The 16,861-nt window shown below is 73.7% G+C and carries 15 protein-coding genes; 5 read left to right on the forward strand and 10 right to left on the reverse strand.

Annotated elements, in window-relative coordinates:
• The first annotated feature begins 115 nt into the window (after positions 1-115).
• The gene (locus ACWC5O_RS33435) at positions 116-1,339 is read left to right on the forward strand and encodes a 4-hydroxybenzoate 3-monooxygenase (protein ID WP_450583382.1); all 1,224 of its coding nucleotides are present in this window, start codon (positions 116-118) and stop codon (positions 1,337-1,339) included.
• Positions 1,340-1,499: 160 nt separating this feature from the next.
• Here the strand turns inward: ACWC5O_RS33435 and ACWC5O_RS33440 are convergent, their stop codons facing one another.
• A complete protein-coding gene (locus ACWC5O_RS33440; protein WP_450583380.1) occupies positions 1,500-1,865 on the reverse strand; it encodes an ArsR/SmtB family transcription factor in 366 nt (121 codons plus the stop codon).
• 79 nt (positions 1,866-1,944) lie between these two features.
• On the opposite strand from ACWC5O_RS33440, the gene ACWC5O_RS33445 reads away from it, so the two are divergent.
• Positions 1,945-3,075, forward strand: coding sequence for a cation diffusion facilitator family transporter (locus tag ACWC5O_RS33445; RefSeq protein ID WP_450583378.1), 1,131 nt, complete (start codon positions 1,945-1,947; stop codon positions 3,073-3,075).
• A 2-nt stretch (positions 3,076-3,077) separates the two neighbouring features.
• Here the strand turns inward: ACWC5O_RS33445 and ACWC5O_RS33450 are convergent, their stop codons facing one another.
• Both ACWC5O_RS33450 and ACWC5O_RS33455 read right to left on the reverse strand, forming a co-directional pair.
• Positions 3,078-3,635 (reverse strand): YbaK/EbsC family protein, encoded by a 558-nt coding sequence (locus tag ACWC5O_RS33450; RefSeq protein WP_450583376.1) that lies wholly within the window; start codon positions 3,633-3,635, stop codon positions 3,078-3,080.
• A gap of 43 nt (positions 3,636-3,678) precedes the next feature.
• A complete protein-coding gene (locus tag ACWC5O_RS33455; protein WP_390774280.1) occupies positions 3,679-4,251 on the reverse strand; it encodes a helix-turn-helix domain-containing protein in 573 nt (190 codons plus the stop codon).
• Positions 4,252-4,351: 100 nt separating this feature from the next.
• Between ACWC5O_RS33455 and ACWC5O_RS33460 the strand changes: the two genes are divergently transcribed.
• A complete protein-coding gene (locus ACWC5O_RS33460; RefSeq protein ID WP_450583374.1) occupies positions 4,352-5,209 on the forward strand; it encodes an EamA family transporter in 858 nt (285 codons plus the stop codon).
• 1 nt (position 5,210) lies between these two features.
• Here the strand turns inward: ACWC5O_RS33460 and ACWC5O_RS33465 are convergent, their stop codons facing one another.
• On the reverse strand, positions 5,211-5,975 hold the full coding sequence (locus ACWC5O_RS33465; protein ID WP_450583372.1) for an acyltransferase: 765 nt from the start codon (positions 5,973-5,975) through the stop codon (positions 5,211-5,213).
• A gap of 108 nt (positions 5,976-6,083) precedes the next feature.
• Between ACWC5O_RS33465 and ACWC5O_RS33470 the strand changes: the two genes are divergently transcribed.
• Positions 6,084-6,611 (forward strand): gamma carbonic anhydrase family protein, encoded by a 528-nt coding sequence (locus ACWC5O_RS33470; RefSeq protein WP_450583370.1) that lies wholly within the window; start codon positions 6,084-6,086, stop codon positions 6,609-6,611.
• A 91-nt stretch (positions 6,612-6,702) separates the two neighbouring features.
• Here the strand turns inward: ACWC5O_RS33470 and ACWC5O_RS33475 are convergent, their stop codons facing one another.
• Entirely contained in the window at positions 6,703-7,347 is a 645-nt protein-coding gene (locus tag ACWC5O_RS33475; protein WP_450583368.1) for a DedA family protein, read from the reverse strand.
• A gap of 229 nt (positions 7,348-7,576) precedes the next feature.
• On the opposite strand from ACWC5O_RS33475, the gene ACWC5O_RS33480 reads away from it, so the two are divergent.
• Positions 7,577-8,668, forward strand: coding sequence for a lysylphosphatidylglycerol synthase transmembrane domain-containing protein (locus ACWC5O_RS33480; protein ID WP_450583366.1), 1,092 nt, complete (start codon positions 7,577-7,579; stop codon positions 8,666-8,668).
• A 32-nt stretch (positions 8,669-8,700) separates the two neighbouring features.
• On the opposite strand, the gene ACWC5O_RS33485 is transcribed toward ACWC5O_RS33480, so the two are convergent.
• Genes ACWC5O_RS33485 through ACWC5O_RS33505 form a run of 5 tightly spaced genes read right to left on the reverse strand, consistent with a single transcriptional unit; the run spans position 8,701 to position 16,860 of the window.
• A complete protein-coding gene (locus ACWC5O_RS33485) occupies positions 8,701-9,768 on the reverse strand; it encodes a class I SAM-dependent methyltransferase (RefSeq protein WP_450583364.1) in 1,068 nt (355 codons plus the stop codon).
• On the reverse strand, positions 9,765-10,967 hold the full coding sequence (locus ACWC5O_RS33490) for a glycosyltransferase (protein WP_450583362.1): 1,203 nt from the start codon (positions 10,965-10,967) through the stop codon (positions 9,765-9,767). Before ACWC5O_RS33490 ends, ACWC5O_RS33485 begins: the two co-directional genes overlap by 4 nt.
• Positions 10,964-11,776, reverse strand: coding sequence for an alpha/beta fold hydrolase (locus ACWC5O_RS33495; RefSeq protein ID WP_450583360.1), 813 nt, complete (start codon positions 11,774-11,776; stop codon positions 10,964-10,966). Before ACWC5O_RS33495 ends, ACWC5O_RS33490 begins: the two co-directional genes overlap by 4 nt.
• Before the next feature lie 3 nt (positions 11,777-11,779).
• A complete protein-coding gene (locus tag ACWC5O_RS33500) occupies positions 11,780-12,100 on the reverse strand; it encodes an acyl carrier protein (protein WP_450583358.1) in 321 nt (106 codons plus the stop codon).
• A complete protein-coding gene (locus ACWC5O_RS33505) occupies positions 12,097-16,860 on the reverse strand; it encodes a beta-ketoacyl synthase N-terminal-like domain-containing protein (protein ID WP_450583356.1) in 4,764 nt (1,587 codons plus the stop codon). Before ACWC5O_RS33505 ends, ACWC5O_RS33500 begins: the two co-directional genes overlap by 4 nt.
• Position 16,861 lies beyond the last annotated feature (1 nt).

Below are 16,861 nucleotides of genomic sequence, written 5' to 3' on the forward strand. Positions count from 1 at the left end.
GAGCCGGAGGTCTCGTCGAAGCGGTACGACACCAGGTCGCCGGGCCCGGCGGAGGTCTCGGCCGCGAGCCGCGGCAACTCCGCCGCGGCTGACGGGACACCGTCATAATGCGGGGGTGACGCACCCCTCCCCCCACCCCAACTCCGCGCCCGAGGAACGCCGTACGGTCGTCGTCGTGGGCGCCGGGCCCGCCGGGCTCACCGTCGGCACGATCCTGCGGGACGCCTCCGTCGACTGTGTGGTCCTGGAGACCGAGAGCAGGCAGTTCATCGAGACCCGGCCGAGAGCCGGCGTGATCGAGGAATGGGCGGTGCGTGAACTCGCCCGGCGCGGCCTGGCCACGAACCTGCTGGAGCGGGCCCAGGTGCACGACACCTGCGAGTTCCGCTTCGGCGGCGAGCGGTTCAGGTTCTCCTACGGCGACCTGACGGGCCGGCACCACTACGTCTACCCACAGCCGTTGCTGGTGACGGACCTGGTGCGGGAGTACGCCGACGTACGTGGCGGCGACATCCGCTTCGGCGTGCGCGACGTACGACTGCACGACCTGGACTCGGACCGGCCCGCGGTGTCGTACCAGTGCCCGGAGACCGGTGAACGGCGGCTGCTGCGCTGCGAGTTCGTCGCGGGCTGCGACGGCGCGCGCGGGGTGACCCGGGACGCGATGCCGCCGGAGCGGGCGCGGATCGCGCGGCAGGACGACGGCATCGGCTGGCTGGCGCTGCTCGCCGAGGCCCCGCCCTCCTCCGACTGCGTCCTGTTCGGCGTCCACCCGAACGGCTTCGCCGGGCACATGGCCCGCAGCCCCGAGGTCACCCGCTACTACCTGCAGTGCCCGCCCGGCGACGACCCCGGGAACTGGCCGCACGAGCGGGTCTGGGCCGAGCTGCGCACCCGGCTCGGCGCGGCCGGCGCGCCGCCACTGACCGAGGGCCGGCTGATCGAGAAGCGCGTGCTGGACATGCACCACTACGTCGTCGAACCCCTCGTCCACGGGCGGCTGTTGCTGGCCGGAGACGCCGGTCATCTCACGGCGCCGATCGCGGCCAAGGGCATGAACCTCGCCCTGCACGACGCGTTCCTGCTCGGCGACGCGCTCGTCGGGCACCTCACCCGGGACGACGGGAGCGGTCTGGACGGCTACTCGGAGGCGTCCTTGCGGCGGGTCTGGGACTACCAGGAGTTCTCGCAGTGGCTGTCGGACGTCTACCACGGGGTCGCCTCCGGAGATCCCTTCCGGGCCGGAACCACGATCGCCCGGCTGCGCCGCCTGTTCACCTCGCCCGCCGCCGCGGCGGCCTTCGCCGAGCAGTACCTGGGCTCAGCCGCCGTGTTCTGAGCACGCGGCGGCCGCATCAGACGGCGACGGCTGGGCGCGGGCGGGCGAGGTAGAGGGCGCCCCCGCGAGAGCCATGGCCAGGTGGAGGCCGGCCGGCGAAGTGGTGCCCCCCGCTCGGTCAGGGCGGTGGCCGCCGCGCTGCCGGCCCTGCTGGACCGGCTCAGCGCTCTGTTGCGGTGACCCTTTCGGCGATGCGGTGGTCGGCCACCTTCAGCGCCTCGTCGACCAGGCGGCGCAGATGGCCGTCGCGCAGCGCGTAGACCACGCGACGGCCCTCCTTGCGGGTGCTCACCAGGCCCGCGAGGCGCAGCCGGGCCAGGTGCTGGCTGACGGCGGGGCGGGCGGCGCCGCACGCCTCGGTGAGCGTGGTGACGTCGGCCTCGCCGGCCGTCAGGGCGTGCAGCAGGGTGAGGCGGGTGCGGTCGCCGAGCAGGGCGAGGAGTTCGGCGGCCACCGCGAACTGCTCATCGCCCGGGGTACGCGGCTGCGCATGGTGCGCAGGTGATAGGTGCATGCGTGCGCTCATACGCACATAATGGCTCCGTGGGCGGCGCGCGTCCATTCCCACCTGCGCGTCCGTCCCCACCCATCGGAAGGGGATCCACGTGAGCGACCAGCACACGCACGGGCACGGCCAGCAGCCCCATGGTCATCACCACGACCATGGTCATCACGACGACCGTGGCCATCACCACGACCAGGGCCATCACCACGACCATGGTCACCGCCATGCCCATCCCCACCCCTCCCCCGGCCTGCGCCACCGCCTCACCCATCTCCTCACTCCGCACTCACACGAGACCGCCGACAAGCTCGACCCCGCCCTGGAGTCCTCGGCGCGGGGGATGCGGGCGCTGTGGGTGTCACTGGCCGTGCTCGGGGCGACCGCGCTGGCGCAGGCCGTGGTGGTGGTCCTCTCCGGGTCCGTGGCGCTGCTCGGGGACACCGTGCACAACGCGGCCGACGCGCTGACGGCCGTACCGCTGGGCATCGCCTTCGTGCTGGGGCGGCGGGCGGCGACCCGGCGGTTCACCTACGGCTACGGGCGTGCCGAGGATCTCGCGGGGCTGGCGATCGTGCTGACCATCGCCGCCTCCGCCGCGTTCGCGGCCTGGGCGGCCGTCGGACGGCTGCTCGACCCACGCCCGGTGGAGCATCTGCCGGCGGTCGCGGTGGCCGCGCTGGCCGGGTTCGTGGGCAACGAATGGGTGGCCCGATACCGGATCCGGGTCGGCCGGGAGATCGGCTCGGCCGCGCTGGTGGCCGACGGGCTGCATGCACGGACGGATGGATTCACCTCACTGGCCGTGCTGCTCGGGGCCGGCGGGTCGGCCCTCGGCTGGCACCTGGCCGACCCGCTCGTGGGGCTGGCGATCACCGTCGCGATCGCGCTGGTGCTGCGGGACGCGGCGCGGGAGGTGTTCCGGCGGGTGATGGACGCCGTCGACCCGGAGCTGGTGGACCGGGCCGAGGGGGCGGTGCGTGCGGTGCCGGGCGTGCGCGAGGTGGGCGAGCTGCGGCTGCGGTGGATCGGGCACCGGCTGCGGGCCGAGCTGGCGGTCGTGGTGAACGGCGAGGTGTCGGTCCGCCAGGCGCACGCGATCGCCGTCGAGGCCGAACACGCCCTGCTGCACGCCGTACCGAGGCTCACGGCCGCCCTGGTGCACGCCGACCCGGCGCCGGTGCCGGGCGAGACGGACCCGCATCTGGCGCTCGCCCATCACCTGACGGCCTGACCTCAGGCGGCCCCGAGCCCTTCGAGCACCACGGCACCGGGCAGCTCCGCGAGCGCCTTGCCCGGGACCAGCAGCTTGCCGCGGCGGCGCCCGCTGCCGACCAGGACGTAGGGCAGGTCGACGACGGCCGCGTCCACCAACACCGGCCAGTCGGCGGGCAGTCCGACCGGGGTGATACCGCCGTACTCCATGCCGGTCTCGCCGGTCGCGGTGTCCATCGCGGCGAACGAGGCCTTGCGGGCGCCGAGTTGGCGGCGCACCACGCCGTTCACGTCGACCCGGGTGGTGGAGAGGACCAGGCACGCCGCGAGGGTGGTCTCGCCGCCCCGCTTGCCCGCGACCACCACGCAGTTCGCCGACCGCTCCAGCAGGTCGCGGCCGTAGTGCTCGACGAAGAGGGCCGTGTCGGCCCAGCGCGGGTCGGTGTCGACGTAGATGATCCGGTCGGCGGGGACGCTGCCCTGCCAGCGGCGTACGGCGTCGGCGACCGGGGCGGTCAGTTCGTCCAGGCAGTCGGGGGCGGGGGTGGCGGTGTCGAAGTCTCCGATGGGTGCGCGCATGGCCGCACGCTAGCAAGGCCCGCCCGCCCGTCGTACGGGCATCTCAGTGCACGGGCGGCACCGAGACCGCCATGACCATCTCCATCGGTACGTCGCCGGTGTTGCCGTACACGTGCGGGAGGTTGGCCTCGAAGGAGGCGCTCGCGCCGGTCGGGACGCGGTACTCCTCGCCGTCCACGGTGAGCGTCAGCTCGCCCGCGGTGACATGGACCAGTTCGACCGTGCCGCCGGGATGCGGTTCGGAGGGGCTGCGCTCGCCCGGCATCAGCCGCCAGTCCCACATCTCCAGCGGTCCGGGCGCCTCGGTGCCGGCGAGGAGCCGGTTGTAGCTGCCGGCGTCGGTGTGCCAGAGCCGTACGGCTCGTTCGGCGGGGACGATGCGGACCTTCGGGCCCTGCTCGTAGTCGAGGAGGGTGGTGATGCTGACGCCGAGCGCGTCGCCGATCTTGACGACGGTGCCGATGCTCGGGTTGGTGCGGGCCTGCTCGATCTGGATGAGCATGCCGCGGCTGACACCAGCCCGGGCGGCGAGCACGTCCAGGGTGAAGCCGCGCACCGCGCGCCAGTGCTTGACGTTGCGCGCCAGGGACTGGGTCAGGAGTTCGAGGTCCGACACGTTCCGTCCAAGGGTTCAATATTCTGGATGACAGAGTTCACTGAATCGAACTACGGTGGGGTGCACCCGCTCGTTCACCAAACTGTACTGCGAGGCATCAGTGACAGCGTTCTTCGCCCTGACCACCAGTCTCCTGTGGGGCCTGGCCGACTTCGGTGGCGGGCTGCTGACACGCCGCACGCCCGCGCTGACGGTGGTGGTCGCCTCCCAGGCGATCGCGGCGGTGGTGCTGGGCGCGATCGTGGTCGCGACCGGCGGCTGGAGCGAGGCCGGGCCACGGCTGTGGTTCGCGGTCGCGGCCGGCCTGGCCGGCCCGCTGGCCGTGTTCGCCTTCTACAAGGCGCTCGCCCTGGGCCCGATGGGCGTGGTCTCCCCGCTGGCCACACTCAGCGTGGCCGTCCCGGTGGGTGTGGGCCTGATTCTCGGCGAACGCCCGGGGGCGCTGCAGGTCGCGGGCATCGCGGTCGCCGTCACCGGTGTCGTCCTCGCGGGCGGCCCCCAGCTGCGCGGAGCGCCCGTGCAGAGGCTGACGATCCTGCTCACCCTGGTCGCGGCGCTGGGCTTCGGGACGGTGTTCGCCCTGATCACGGAGGCCTCGACCAACGTCACCGGCCTGTTCCTCTCCCTGTTCGCGCAGCGCGTGACGAGCGTCGCCGCCGGCGGCGCGGCCCTGTACGCATCGGTCCGGCGGGGCAACCCCGCCCTGCCGGAGGGCGGCCTGCCGCAGGCCTCGCTGCCGGCGCTGGCCTTCGTCGGCCTCGCGGACGTGGCGGCCAACGGCACCTACGCGGTCGCCGCCCAGCACGGACCGGTCACGGTGGCGGCGGTGCTCGCCTCCCTCTACCCCGTGGTCACCGCGCTGGCCGCGCGCGGCTTCCTCAGCGAGCGGCTGCGCGCGATCCAGGCCGCGGGCGCGGGGCTCGCCCTGCTGGGGACGCTGCTGCTGGCGACCGGCTGACTCAGCCCTCGGCCTCCAGGCGGGCCAGCCGTTCCACACCCTCCTCGTCGAGGCCGGCCAGCGCGCGCAGTTGCTCCGGCGTGACCCCTTCCGGGAGCGGCACCGGCGCGGGGCTCCTCAGCGGCGGCTGCCAGCCGCCCTCGGGTGTCCAGCGCCGTACGACCCGGGCGGGCGCCCCCGCCACCACGGCGTGGTCGGGCACGGTCCCGCGCACCACGGCGCCGGCCGCCACGACCACGTTCCGGCCGATCCGCGCCCCCGGCAGGATCACCGCGCCGGTGCCGATCCAGCAGCCCGGACCGATCTCCACCGGCTCCATCCGCGGCCACTGCCTGCCGATGGGCTCGTGCGGGTCGTCGTAGGAGTGGTTGGTGGAGGTGACGTAGACGTACGGCCCGAAGTAGCAGTCGCGGCCGATCGTGACCGTGGTGTCGGCGATGACATGGCTGCCCCGGCCGAGGACGACACCGTCGCCGATGCGCAGGATCGGGTCCGGGCCGAGGTCCAGGTCCGGCATCAGGCCGGCCGTGAGGGTGACCTGCTCGCCGATGATGCAGTGGGATCCGAGGTGGATCCAGGGCTCGCCGAAGACCGTGCCGAGCGGAAAGGCCAGCCGGGTGGCTTCGCCGATCGAGCCGAAGTGGAGGCGGCCGGGGTTCTCGGCCGTCACCGATCCCGTGCGCTGCACCCACGCCCAGCCCGCGTGGACGGCGCGTTGCGCTGTGCGGGCTCGCCAGGATGAGAACGTGTTCTTGCGCTTCGGCACGGGGTCACGTTACTCAGCGGTTGCCATCAGCGAGAGGGCGGGCTGCTGTGATCTTTGCCCCACTCCATGTCGTACCGTGCGTCGTACTACGGACATGAGGAGACGGTGATGACGCAGCAAGCGCTGATCGTGGGTATCGGGGGCAAGGAGCCTCAGGTCGATCCGGGGGCGTTCGTTGCGCCCACGGCCGCCGTGATCGGGGACGTGACGCTGCATGCGGGAGCCAGTGTCTGGTACGGGGCGGTGGTGCGCGGTGATGTCGAGACGATCACCGTGGGGGCGGACGCGAATGTGCAGGACAACGTCACGCTCCATGCGGATCCCGGGTTTCCGGTGAGCGTCGGGGAGCGGGTGTCCATCGGGCACAACGCGGTGGTGCACGGGGCGACCGTGGAGGACGACTGCCTCATCGGGATGGGGGCGACCGTACTCAATGGGGCCGTGATCGGGGCGGGGTCGCTTGTCGCCGCCCAGGCGTTGGTGCCGCAGGGGATGGTCGTGCCGCCGGGGTCTCTTGTGGCGGGGGTGCCGGCGAAGGTTCGGCGGGAGCTGTCGGAGGAGGAGCGGCAAGGGGTCACCCTCAACGGCACCATGTACGCGGAGTTGGCCAAGGCGCACAAGGATGTGCATCGCTAGGAGCATGTGCGAGTGCGGGTGTGCGGGGGTTGCTCGCGCCCACGCGGCGGAGCCGCGGATCGACACAGCGCCCCGCGCCCCTTGGGGAGTTCTACTCCCCGGCGCTCACAGGTTCTGCCTCTTGCTGTGCCGACTGGGCCTTCTTCGCCCTGCGCTTGATGAGCAGCATGGAGGTCAGGCCGATCAGGACCGCTGCCGCCAGGCCCAGGTAGGAGAAGCGCTTGAGCCAGTCCTCGGCCACTACGCCCACGTAGTAGATGACCGCCGTGGTGCCGCCCGCCCAGCAGATGCCGCCGAGGACGTTGGCGGTCAGGAACTTCCAGTACGGCATGTGGAGGACGCCCGCGAGGGGGCCGGCGAAGATGCGCAGGAGGGCGACGAAGCGGCCGAAGAAGACGGCCCACATGCCCCACTTCTCGAAGGAGCGCTCCGCGGTGGCGACGTGGCCCTCGCTGAAGTGTCTGGGGAACTTCTTCCCCAGCCAGGCCAGCATGGGGCGTCCGCCCTTGCGGCCGATCGCGTAGCCGATGGAGTCGCCCATGACGGCACCGGCGGTCGCGCACGCGCCGAGGACGATCGGGTTGATTCCGGAGTGCTGGGAGGACATGAGCGCCGCCGAGACCAGGACGATCTCGCCCGGCAGCGGGATGCCCAGGCTCTCCAGGCCGATCACCAGAGCCACCACCGCGTAGACGGCGGCCGGGGGCACCGTGTCGAGCCATTCCTGGACGTGCACCGCCGGTTCCTCCCGTGTCGCCTGCCTTGCCTGTCGGGGCGTGGCTTGCGCAGCGCGCCCCATGGGAAGGCTACCTGGTCGGCGGTGAACGACGGCTCCCGCGGACACCCGGCGGCACCGTCCCGCCCTCACTCCTTCGGCTTCCGGACATCCAGCTGTCACGCGGGAGGGGAAGGCTCTCGGCGGTTTCGCCGCCCCGCTTCCCCCAGGTCCCCCGCCAGGGGGCCCGATGCGGAAGGACGACGTCCCCGTGTCCTCATTGTCCCCGCTCTCCCCGCTGTCCCCACCTGCCTCGCCTGCTCCGCCTGCTCCGCCTGTCTCTGTCTCGCCTGTCTCTGTCTCGCCATCGTGTCCGGAGTCCGTGGTTCCGGTGCGTCGGGGCTCGCCCATGGCGGCCCGGCTGGTCCGGCTCGCCCTCTGTCTGGCTCCCCTGCTGCTCGCCGTGGGCTGGGCGCTGGCCCACCGGCCCATGGCGTACGACGGTGTCACGCGGCTGCTCGCGGCCGACCCCTGGTGGCTGCTGGCCGGGGTCGGGTTCACGTGTCTGACCTGGGTGGTGGCCTCCTGTGTCCGTCAGGGCGCGCTGCCGGACCGGGTGCCGCCGGGGCTGCTGCTGGCCTCCCAGTTCGCCGCCGGTGCCGCGAACCAGGCGCTGCCCGCCGGCCTCGGCGCACACGCCGTCACACTGCGGTTCCTGCGCACCCGAGGCGTGCCGCTGCATCGGGCGACCGCCTCGATCGGCCTGTACTCGCTGGCCAGGTCCAGCGCGAAGACTCTGGTGCTGCTGGTGTTCCTGGCCGCCTCGCCCGCCTGGCGGCGGCTCGGGGACCTGCTCCCGGACGGTCGGCTGCTGGTGCCGCTGGCCGCCGTCGCGGGCGGGGTGCTCGCCGTGGCCGGGGTGCTGCTGACGGTCGTACGGCCGTTGCGGCGCCCGGTGACCGGGCTGGTGCGCTCCGCCCTCGCCGATGCGCGGGAGGTGCACGGCCGGCCCTGTCGGGTGCTGGCCCTGTGGGGCGGTGCAGCCGCGATGCCGCTGGTGCAGGGAGGCGTGCTGGTCTGTGTGGGTGCGGCGCTCGGCCTCGGGCTGCCCTGGGAGCAGGTGGTGCTCGCCTCTCTGGCCGCCGGTACCGCCGTCGGGGCCGTACCGGCGCCCGGTGGGCTCGCGGTGGACGCGGCACTGGTGTGGACGCTGGTCGCCTTCGGTGCCGAGCCGGCAGCGGCCACTGCGACCGTGATCGGGTACCGGGTGCTGACCGACTTGCTGCCGCTGCTGCCGGGCGCCCTGGTGCTGTCGGCACTGATCCGCGCCAAGGTGTTGTGAACGTGGTGAGTGCCGAAGTGTGCTGAGCCCGGTCACTCGCGGCGGGCCACCAGACGGTACGCGTTGGACAGGCCGAGGCGCTGGGCGAGGGGTCGTACCGCGAAGCGGTCGAGCAGGGTGGCCGCGAGCAGGGCGGGGACGCCTGACAGGAGGAGGGCGGTGCGCAGGGCGCGGCGGAGGGCGCCGGGAGGTTCGGGCAGCCAGGGCGCGTCGTCGCGCGGGGTGGTGTGGTCGAGGGCCAGCCAGACGGCGGCGAGCAGGTCGACCGGGTCGTGCGGCTCGGCGTGCTGCTCGGCGACCACCGTGAAGCCGAGTTCGGTCAGTCGCCGGCGCAGGTTGGCGACCGGCATGAAGTGCAGGTGCTGGGGCTGGAGCCAGGGCAGCCACCAGCGGCCGAGGAGGCGGGCGTACCGGCTCTCCGGGTCCGGTACCTCGATGAGCAGGTGGCCGCCGGGGCGTACGACCTCGTGGGCGGCGCGGAGTTCGCGGTCGGGGTTGGTGCTGTGCTCCAGGTAGTGAAACATGCTCACCACGTCGTAGCGGGCGACGAGTTCGGGTGCGAGGTCGGGGAAGGCGCCGCGGTAGGCGTGCTCCACGCGGCCCTCGCGGGCGGCGAGTTCGACGCCGTCGGTGAAGTCGAGGCCGTCGAAGGAGGTGCCGGGCAGGGCGGTTCGGGCGGCCTCGCAGAAGTGGCCGTGGCCGGTGCCGACGTCCAGCCAGTTCTTCGGGGTGGGGTCGTGCGGTGCCATCGCCTGCGCGCGGTCCCGGTACATCGCGGTGCGGCCGCCGAAGGTGCCGCTCATGCGCTGTTCGCCCAGGCCGTCGTAGAAGTCGCGGTAGTAGAACTCCAGTCCCTCGGAAGTCAGTTGGGGGTTCTGGAAGGTGTGACCGCAGTCGGTGCAGCGGTCCAGGGTGAAGTGGCCTGGCTTGTGCTGGAGCAGGTCGGTGGTGTGCAGGCGGGTCGTCAGGCTGCTCGACGTGCACCAGGGGCAGGTGGTGCGGCGGGGTGCGAAGAAGCGTTCCGTGCCGTCGGCGAGGTCGGCCTGGTAGGCGGGGCGCAGGGCGGCGATGCGCTCGCTCTTGTCATTGGGGTCGCTCATCGGTTCTCCCTTGTCCCTCCGCTGCTCTGCGCTGCCAGTCGTTCGAGGTGCTCTGCTGCCGCGCGGGCGCCGCCCGCGGCGCGGAACGCCGTGCGGACGCGCACGGCGGCGGCCCGGTGGGCGCGATCCTGCAGGACGGTGTCGAGGGCCGCGCCCAGCCGGGGTGCGGTGACCCGGCCGAAGCGGACGCGGACGCCGGCGCCCGCGTCCACGACCTGGGCGGCCACCACGGGCTGGTCGTCGCGGATGGGCGCCACCACGAGCGGCACACCGTGCCAGAGCGCCTCGCACACCGTGTTGTGCCCGGCATGGCAGACGACCGCGTCCATCCTTTCCAGCAATGAGAGTTGGGGCACGGACGGCAGGATCAGCGCGTCCTTGTCGGAGAGGCCGGCGGGCAGGGTGGCGCCCGGGTCCACGAGCACCGCCTGCACCCGGTCGGCGCGTTCGCGCAGCGCGATGCGGCACTCGGCGAGGAAGCGGCCCCCGGCGTCGGCGTTGGCGGTGCCGAGGGTCACCAGGACCTTCGCCCGGCCGGCATCCAGCCAGTCCCAGGGGAAGCCGGGCCCGGCCGGGCGGTCGGCGAGGGACGGGCCGACGTAGTGGATCCGCTGCCCCAACGGCGCCTGCGAGCCGATGAGTTCGGGCGTGCTGAAGACGAGCAGCAAATGGGGCGAGTAGCGCGGGTCGGCGGTGCCGGCCGGGTCGCCGATCCGGGCGCGCAGCTCGGCCAGGCGCTGCCGCAGCCACTCGGCGACCTTGGGCATGCCGTCGTAGGCGCCGGTGAACTCGGCCGAGGTGGTGGCGGAGGTCGCCCAGGGCAGGCCGAGGCGTTCGGCCACCAGGGCACCGGCGAAGGCCTGCTGGTCGGCGACGGCCACGTCGGGGCGGAACCGCTCGACGGCCGCGCCGACGCCCGCCGCCATCGCGTCGGCGAGCGGCACCAGATACGCCTCCCACAGGAACTTCAGCGCCTCCGCACCCCGCAGGTCGGGCGGTCGCACGGCGCCCTCGGCACCCGGCACCGGGCCCGCGCAGGCGAACACCTCCGCGTCCTCGCCCGCGAGCCGGCGGACCAGCGCCGGGTCGGCGCACACCCAGGCCACCCGGTGTCCGCGCGCGGTGAGCCGGGCGGCGACGCCGACGGCCGGGTTGATGTGCCCGACCAGGGGCGGGACGACGAACAGGAACCCGCTCACCGGACCCCCGCCCGCACGCCGCCGACGGAGTGGATCAGGTCCAGGATGTGCCCGCCGACGGCCGGGGCCGCCTCGACCAGCACCGAGTGCTCGTGCCCGGGCAGCACGACCGGCCGGAAGCCGGTGAGCAGCGCTTCCTTCAGCGGCACCAGGTCCACCAGGTCCGAGTCGCCGCCGTACACGCCGAGGACCGGGCAGCGTACGGCCCCGATCTGCTCCTCGGTCAGCACGCGGCTCGCGGGGATGTCCCGGCCGAGGGTGGTCTCGCGGGCGAGCCGGGCCGCGCCCTTGGCCAGGCGGGCGGTGTTGTGGCCGCGGTGGGCGGCGATCCAGGCGAGGGCGTCGGGCTCGTTGTGCGCGAGTTCGGTCAGCACCCGGCGCAGGATGCCGCCCAGTTTCACCGCCCAGGCGGCGGTCGCGGGTTCGGACTCGATCAGGGTGAGGCTGGCCGTGCGGTCGGGGTGGCGGGCCGCGTGGCCGAAGGCGATGGTGCCGCCGTAGGAGTTGCCGACGAGGTGCACGGGCCCGGTGATCCCGAGCCGGTCGAGGAGTGCCTCCAGGTCGTCGATGTTGTGGTCGAGGGTGTACCCGTCCGGTGGGCGTTCGCTGCGGCCGTGTCCGCGCAGGTCGTACATGACGACGTCGAGGCCGGCCGCCGCGAAGGCGGGGGCCACGGTGAAGTAGTAGCTGGCCAGGCTGTCGGTGAGCAGCCCGTGCACGAGCACGACCGTGGCGTGCGGGGTACGGCCGTCCGCGGGCCCCATCCGCTGGACGTGCAGGCGGATTCCGCCGGCGTCGATCATCGCCATGGCTCAGCCCGCCTTCGTGGTCTTCAGGCTCCACACCACGTACTCGACGAGCCGGCCCACGGTCAGCTCGATGATCTCGTCGAACTCCATCCCGGCCAGGAACTCGGCGAGGTTGACCCGCCGGCCGTACCGCTCCTCCAGCAGGCCCGCCAGGGTGACGAGGTCGATGCTCTCCAGTTCCAGGTCGCGGTTGAAGGTGGTGGACATGCCGATCACCACCTCGTCCTCGCCGTACTCCGCGAGGAGGGTGCGGAGCATGCCGGTGATGTCGGCGAGCACGGTGTCGGTGGTGGGCTGCGCCGGCACCGGCTGGGTGGGGTTCATCGGGGGTACTCCTCGGCTGCTTCGTCTACTTGTCGATCGCCTTGTCCGTCGCCGTGTGGATCGCCTTGTCCGTCGCCGGACCCGGGTCCCGTCGTCCAGGCCACCACGTAGGCGCGTCGGGGCAGGGCGGGCGGATTGCCCGCCGGTGCGCAGCGCACGGTGCAGGCGCGTTCCAGCCGCCCGGAGACCTCCAGCCGACTGCCGTCCGGGGCGGCCTCGCGCACGGCGAAGTCCCTGGGGCGGCCGCCGAATCCGACGCCCTCGGCCTTCGCCACGGCCTCCTTGGCGGCCCAGAAGCGGGTGAACCACAGATCCTCGCCGTCGGGGCCGTCCGCGCAGAGCGCGCGCAGAAGCCGCAGTTCGTCCGCGCCGAGGGCGGTGGCGAGCGTCGCCGGGTCACGCGGGGTGACCTCCTCGATGTCGATGCCGAGGCCGGGGTGAGGAGTGTGCGGCCGTACGATCGCCACGCCCGCCTCGGCCCGGTGGGCGAGCGAGACGTCCAGCGGGGGCAGGGTGCGGCCGTGCACGCCGGTGACGTACGGGCGGCCGAGTCCGTCGTTGTGCACGCGGATCTCCGCCGGGAAGACCGGCCCTTCGCCCTGCTGCCACAGCCACTGCCGTACGGCGTCCTTGACCGCGATCCGGCCCAGCAGCCACTGTCTGCGGCCGCGCGGCGGACGCTCCGCGTACTCCGCGCGCTCCGCGCCGCCGAGCGAGTTGCGCATGATCAGCTCGCGCGAGGCCAGGTCGGGCCACCGCTCGTGCACCAGCGCCCAGCCGCCGGGCCGGGCCTCGGAGAGGGTGTGGCGCTCGGGGAAGCGTTCCACGGGGCGGGTCTGCGGGTCGTTGTCGAAACGGCGGTCCTGCCAGCCGCTGAGCACGGCCCACACCTGCCCGTCGATGGTCAATTCCGCGTCCGCCTCCAGGACGGTGTCGGTGAGCGAGGTGATCCGCAGCAGGCAGTCGACCCGCGTCCCGGGGGCCGGCTGGGGCCCGTGGAAGCGCATCTCCCGCATCTGGACCGGGAACACGACCGTCCGCTCGGTGCGCGTCGACATGATCCAGTAGCCCAGCAGCTGGCCGACGTTGTCGAGCAGGGCGCCGGGCGCCGCGGGTGCGGTGATCACTCCGCGGATGTGTCGCGCGCCGATCGCGGTCAGCTCGGTGAGGCCCTGGAAGGCGGGGCCGTGGAACATCCAGCGGTCGCGGTAGATCTGCGCTGCGGTGTGCTCGGGGACGCGTTCGGGGGCGTCCGGGCGTGGGCTCGGCGGGGGCGGTGCGGGGTGGTGCGGGGCGAGTTCGACCACGGCACGCGCCGTGGGGCCGAAGGCGACGGCAACACGGTCCGGGTGCCCGGGGTCGGGGGTGACGGTGACGGGCACGTCGACGGGGGGTGTGGCGGTCAGCCAGCGGTCGAACCGGGCAGCGTGCACGGCGACGGCGCGCAGGCCGGGAGCCGCGTCCTGCGCCGCGTCCATCATGTGCCGGACGATCGTGGTGGCGGGGACCACCGGCCAACGGTCCTCGATGTCCGGCCAGTTGGGGCGTTGAGGGAAGAAGCAGTGGTCGAGGAGGTGGGGCATGGAGTGGGGGGAGATGTGGACGGCTGTGGTGGTGGGGGCGGGGGTGTGGGGTGGTGTGACGGCCGGGTGTGCCGAGGCCGGGACGGCGGCTCGGGTGATGGTGCGGGGCGCGGAAGCGGGGGGCGTCGCGGCGGCGGTGGCATGGCCGGTGGCCCTGAGCGGTCCTGGTGCGCCGTCGCTTCGGCCGCTTCGGCGGCCATGCGCCGCGATCAACTCCGCCGCGGTGTCCGCGGTGTCCCGCAGCAGGGCGGTCAGCTCGGCGGCGGCAGGGAAGCGGGTGGCGAGGTCGTCGAGGGAGGACGAGCCGGGGCGGGGCGGCTGCGAGGGGTGCACTGCCTGTCGGCTCGGCCGCAGCTCCGACCGCAGCGCGTCCAGGTCCGGCCCGGCCAGGGACACCAGGGCAGCGTCCAGATCGAGGCGGACGGCGGGGCGCGCGGGTGCAGCCTCGAACGCGTGGGTGCTGAGTGCGCTCCCGGATGCCCGCGCGCGGGGCACCGGCTCCGGCGCGTCGGGGCGGCCCGCCGCCCCGCGTGCCGGAGCAGGCGGCAGCGCCGGTGCCACCCGCGCCCCCGCCGCCCACAACGCCGTTGCCACACAGCGCAGTTGGGTCATTCCGGAGCGGTGCGGGGAGTTGGCGGCGACGGCCAGGTGATCGCGGTCGCCAAGGGTGTCGTCGATGAGGGAGGCCAGTTGGCCGGGGCCGGTCTGGACGAAGGTGCGATGGCCTGCCGCGTACAGGGACTCGATCAGTTCGCGGAAGCGGACGGGTTCCAGCAGGTGCCGTACGAACAGCTCGCGCACCGCCGCCTCGTCCTGCGGGAAGGGCGCCGCGGTCGTCCCGGACCACACCGGTACGGTCGGCGGGTGGAGCCGGAAGCGGTCGGCGGCCCCCTTGATGGGGGCGAGATACGGTTCGAGCATCGGCGTGTGGAAGCCGGAGCGGAACGGCAGCACCTGGCACAGGACGCCCTGGGCGCGGAAGGACCGTACGAACTCCTGGACCGCCGTGTCCGGACCGCAGACCATCGACTGGCGGGGCGCGTTGTCGTGGGAGAGCACGATCCCGGAGCCGGACCAGGTCTGCGCGAGAGCCGTCCGGACGCGGTCCGCCGAGGCGCCCACCGCGGCGAATGCCAGCCCCGGCACGGTCACCGTGTCCGGGTCGAACTCGGCCATGAAGGCGTCCACTTGGGCGTTCGAGTACAGTCCGGCGGCCGCCATGGCCGTCCACTCGCCGACGCTGTGCCCGGCGACCGCGTCCGGTACGACCCCCATGCGGCGCAGCGCGGTGTCCAGGAGCCGGCCCACGCCCACCACCCCGAAGCCGTGCCGTCCGACGTCGTCGACGCGTACGTCCGTGCCGGTGGCGGCGAGCGGGGGCAGGCCGAAGTGGGTTGCGATGTCGTCGGCGCGGGGCGCGAAGTCGCCTTCCAGGCCGGGGAAGACGAAGGCCAGCTTGCCGGGCCCGAGCAGCGGGGCGGGCCGGAACCAGACGTCGCTGCGGCCCTGCCAGGCGCGGCCCTTGCCGACCGCGCGACGGGCCAGGGCCAGCCGTTTTGCGGTGGGGTCGACGATGCCGAGGCGTACGGGGCCGGCGTCGGGGTGCGGCCACGCGGGGTCGAGGCCGGCGGCGAGGACCGCCGGGTCGTCGGTGGCGAGGCGGGCGGCGAGGTCGTCCGGGGTGTCGGCCGCGAGCAGCAGAACGCGCTCCGGCTCGGCGACCGTGGTCCGGGCGTGCCGGGACCTCGCTCGCTCGCCCGGCGCTTCCTCCAGCACCACGTGGGCGTTGATCCCGCCGAACCCGAAGGCGTTCACGGCGGCCCGCCGGACCGGTTGTTCCGGGCCGGTCTCCCAGGGGCGTGCCCGTTCCAGGGTGCGGAAGCGGGTGGCCGCGAGGGCGGGGTGGGGGTCGTCGCAGTGGAGAGTGGGCAGCAGGGTGCCGTGGTGCAGGGCGAGGGCGGCCTTGACCAGGCCGGCCACGCCGGCGGCCGGCATGGTGTGGCCGATCATCGACTTCACCGAGCCGAGTACCGGCCGCTCCTCGCCGTGGACCGTGCCCGGCCCGAACACCTCGGCCAGGGTGGCGAGTTCGGCGGCGTCACCGGCCGGGGTGGCGGTGCCGTGCGCCTCCAGCAGGCCGACGGAGCGGGGTGCGGCCGGGTCGAGTCCGGCCGCGTGCCAGGCCTGGCGCACGGCTCGGGTCTGGCCGCCGGGGTCGGGCGTGACGAGCCCGGCGGTGCGGCCGTCGCTGGCCACGCCCGTCCCGCGGATCACCGCGTACACACGGTCGCCGTCGCGTTCGGCGTCCGCGAGCCGTTTGAGTACGACGACGCCGGTGCCCTCGCCGATGAGGATGCCGTCGGCGTCACGGTGGAAGGGACGGATGCGCTGGCTCGGAGACAGGGCGCGGAGCTGGGAGAAGACGCTCCAGAGAGTGACGTCGTGGCAGTGGTGCACTCCCCCGGCCAGCATCATGTCGCAGCGGCCGGTGCCGAGTTCGGTGACCGCCTGGTCGACGGCGACCAGCGAGGAGGCGCAGGCCGCGTCCACGGTGTAGGCGGGGCCGCGCAGGTCGAGCCGGTTGGCGATGCGGGAGGCGGCGAGGTTGGGGACCAGGCCGATCGCGGACTCGGGGCGGTCCGGGCCGAGTCGTTCGGTGAACGCCTCGCGCACCCGGTCCAGCTGGGCGGACGAGAGGTCGGGCAGTAACTCGCCCAGCGTGCGAACGAGCTGTCCGGCGGTGCGCACGCGCTGGTCGAGCCGGACCAGGCCTGGGGTCAGGTAGCCGCCGCGGCCCAGGGCCACGCCGATCCGGTCCCGTTCGGGCAGCCGGTCGGTGCCGCCCGCGTCGGCGAGCGCGGCGGCGGCCACGTCGAGGGCGATCAGCTGGTCGGGCTCGGTGCCCGGCACCGAGGCGGGCATGATGCCGTACCGGGTCACCTCCACCTCGGCCGGTCCGTCGACGAATCCGCCGCGCCGGCAGTAGATCCGGTCGGCGACGGCGGGCTCCGCGGCCGAGCCGGGGCGGTAGTAACCGGCGTCCCACCGTCCCTCGGGGACGTCACCGATCGCGTCCACACCGTCGCGCAGGTTGCGCCAGTAGGCGTCGAGCCCTGCGGCACCGGGCAGCAGCACCGCCATCCCGACGATGGCGACGGGAGTCTGAGGCTCCGTCATC

The organism is Streptomyces sp. NPDC001450, from assembly GCF_053597295.1.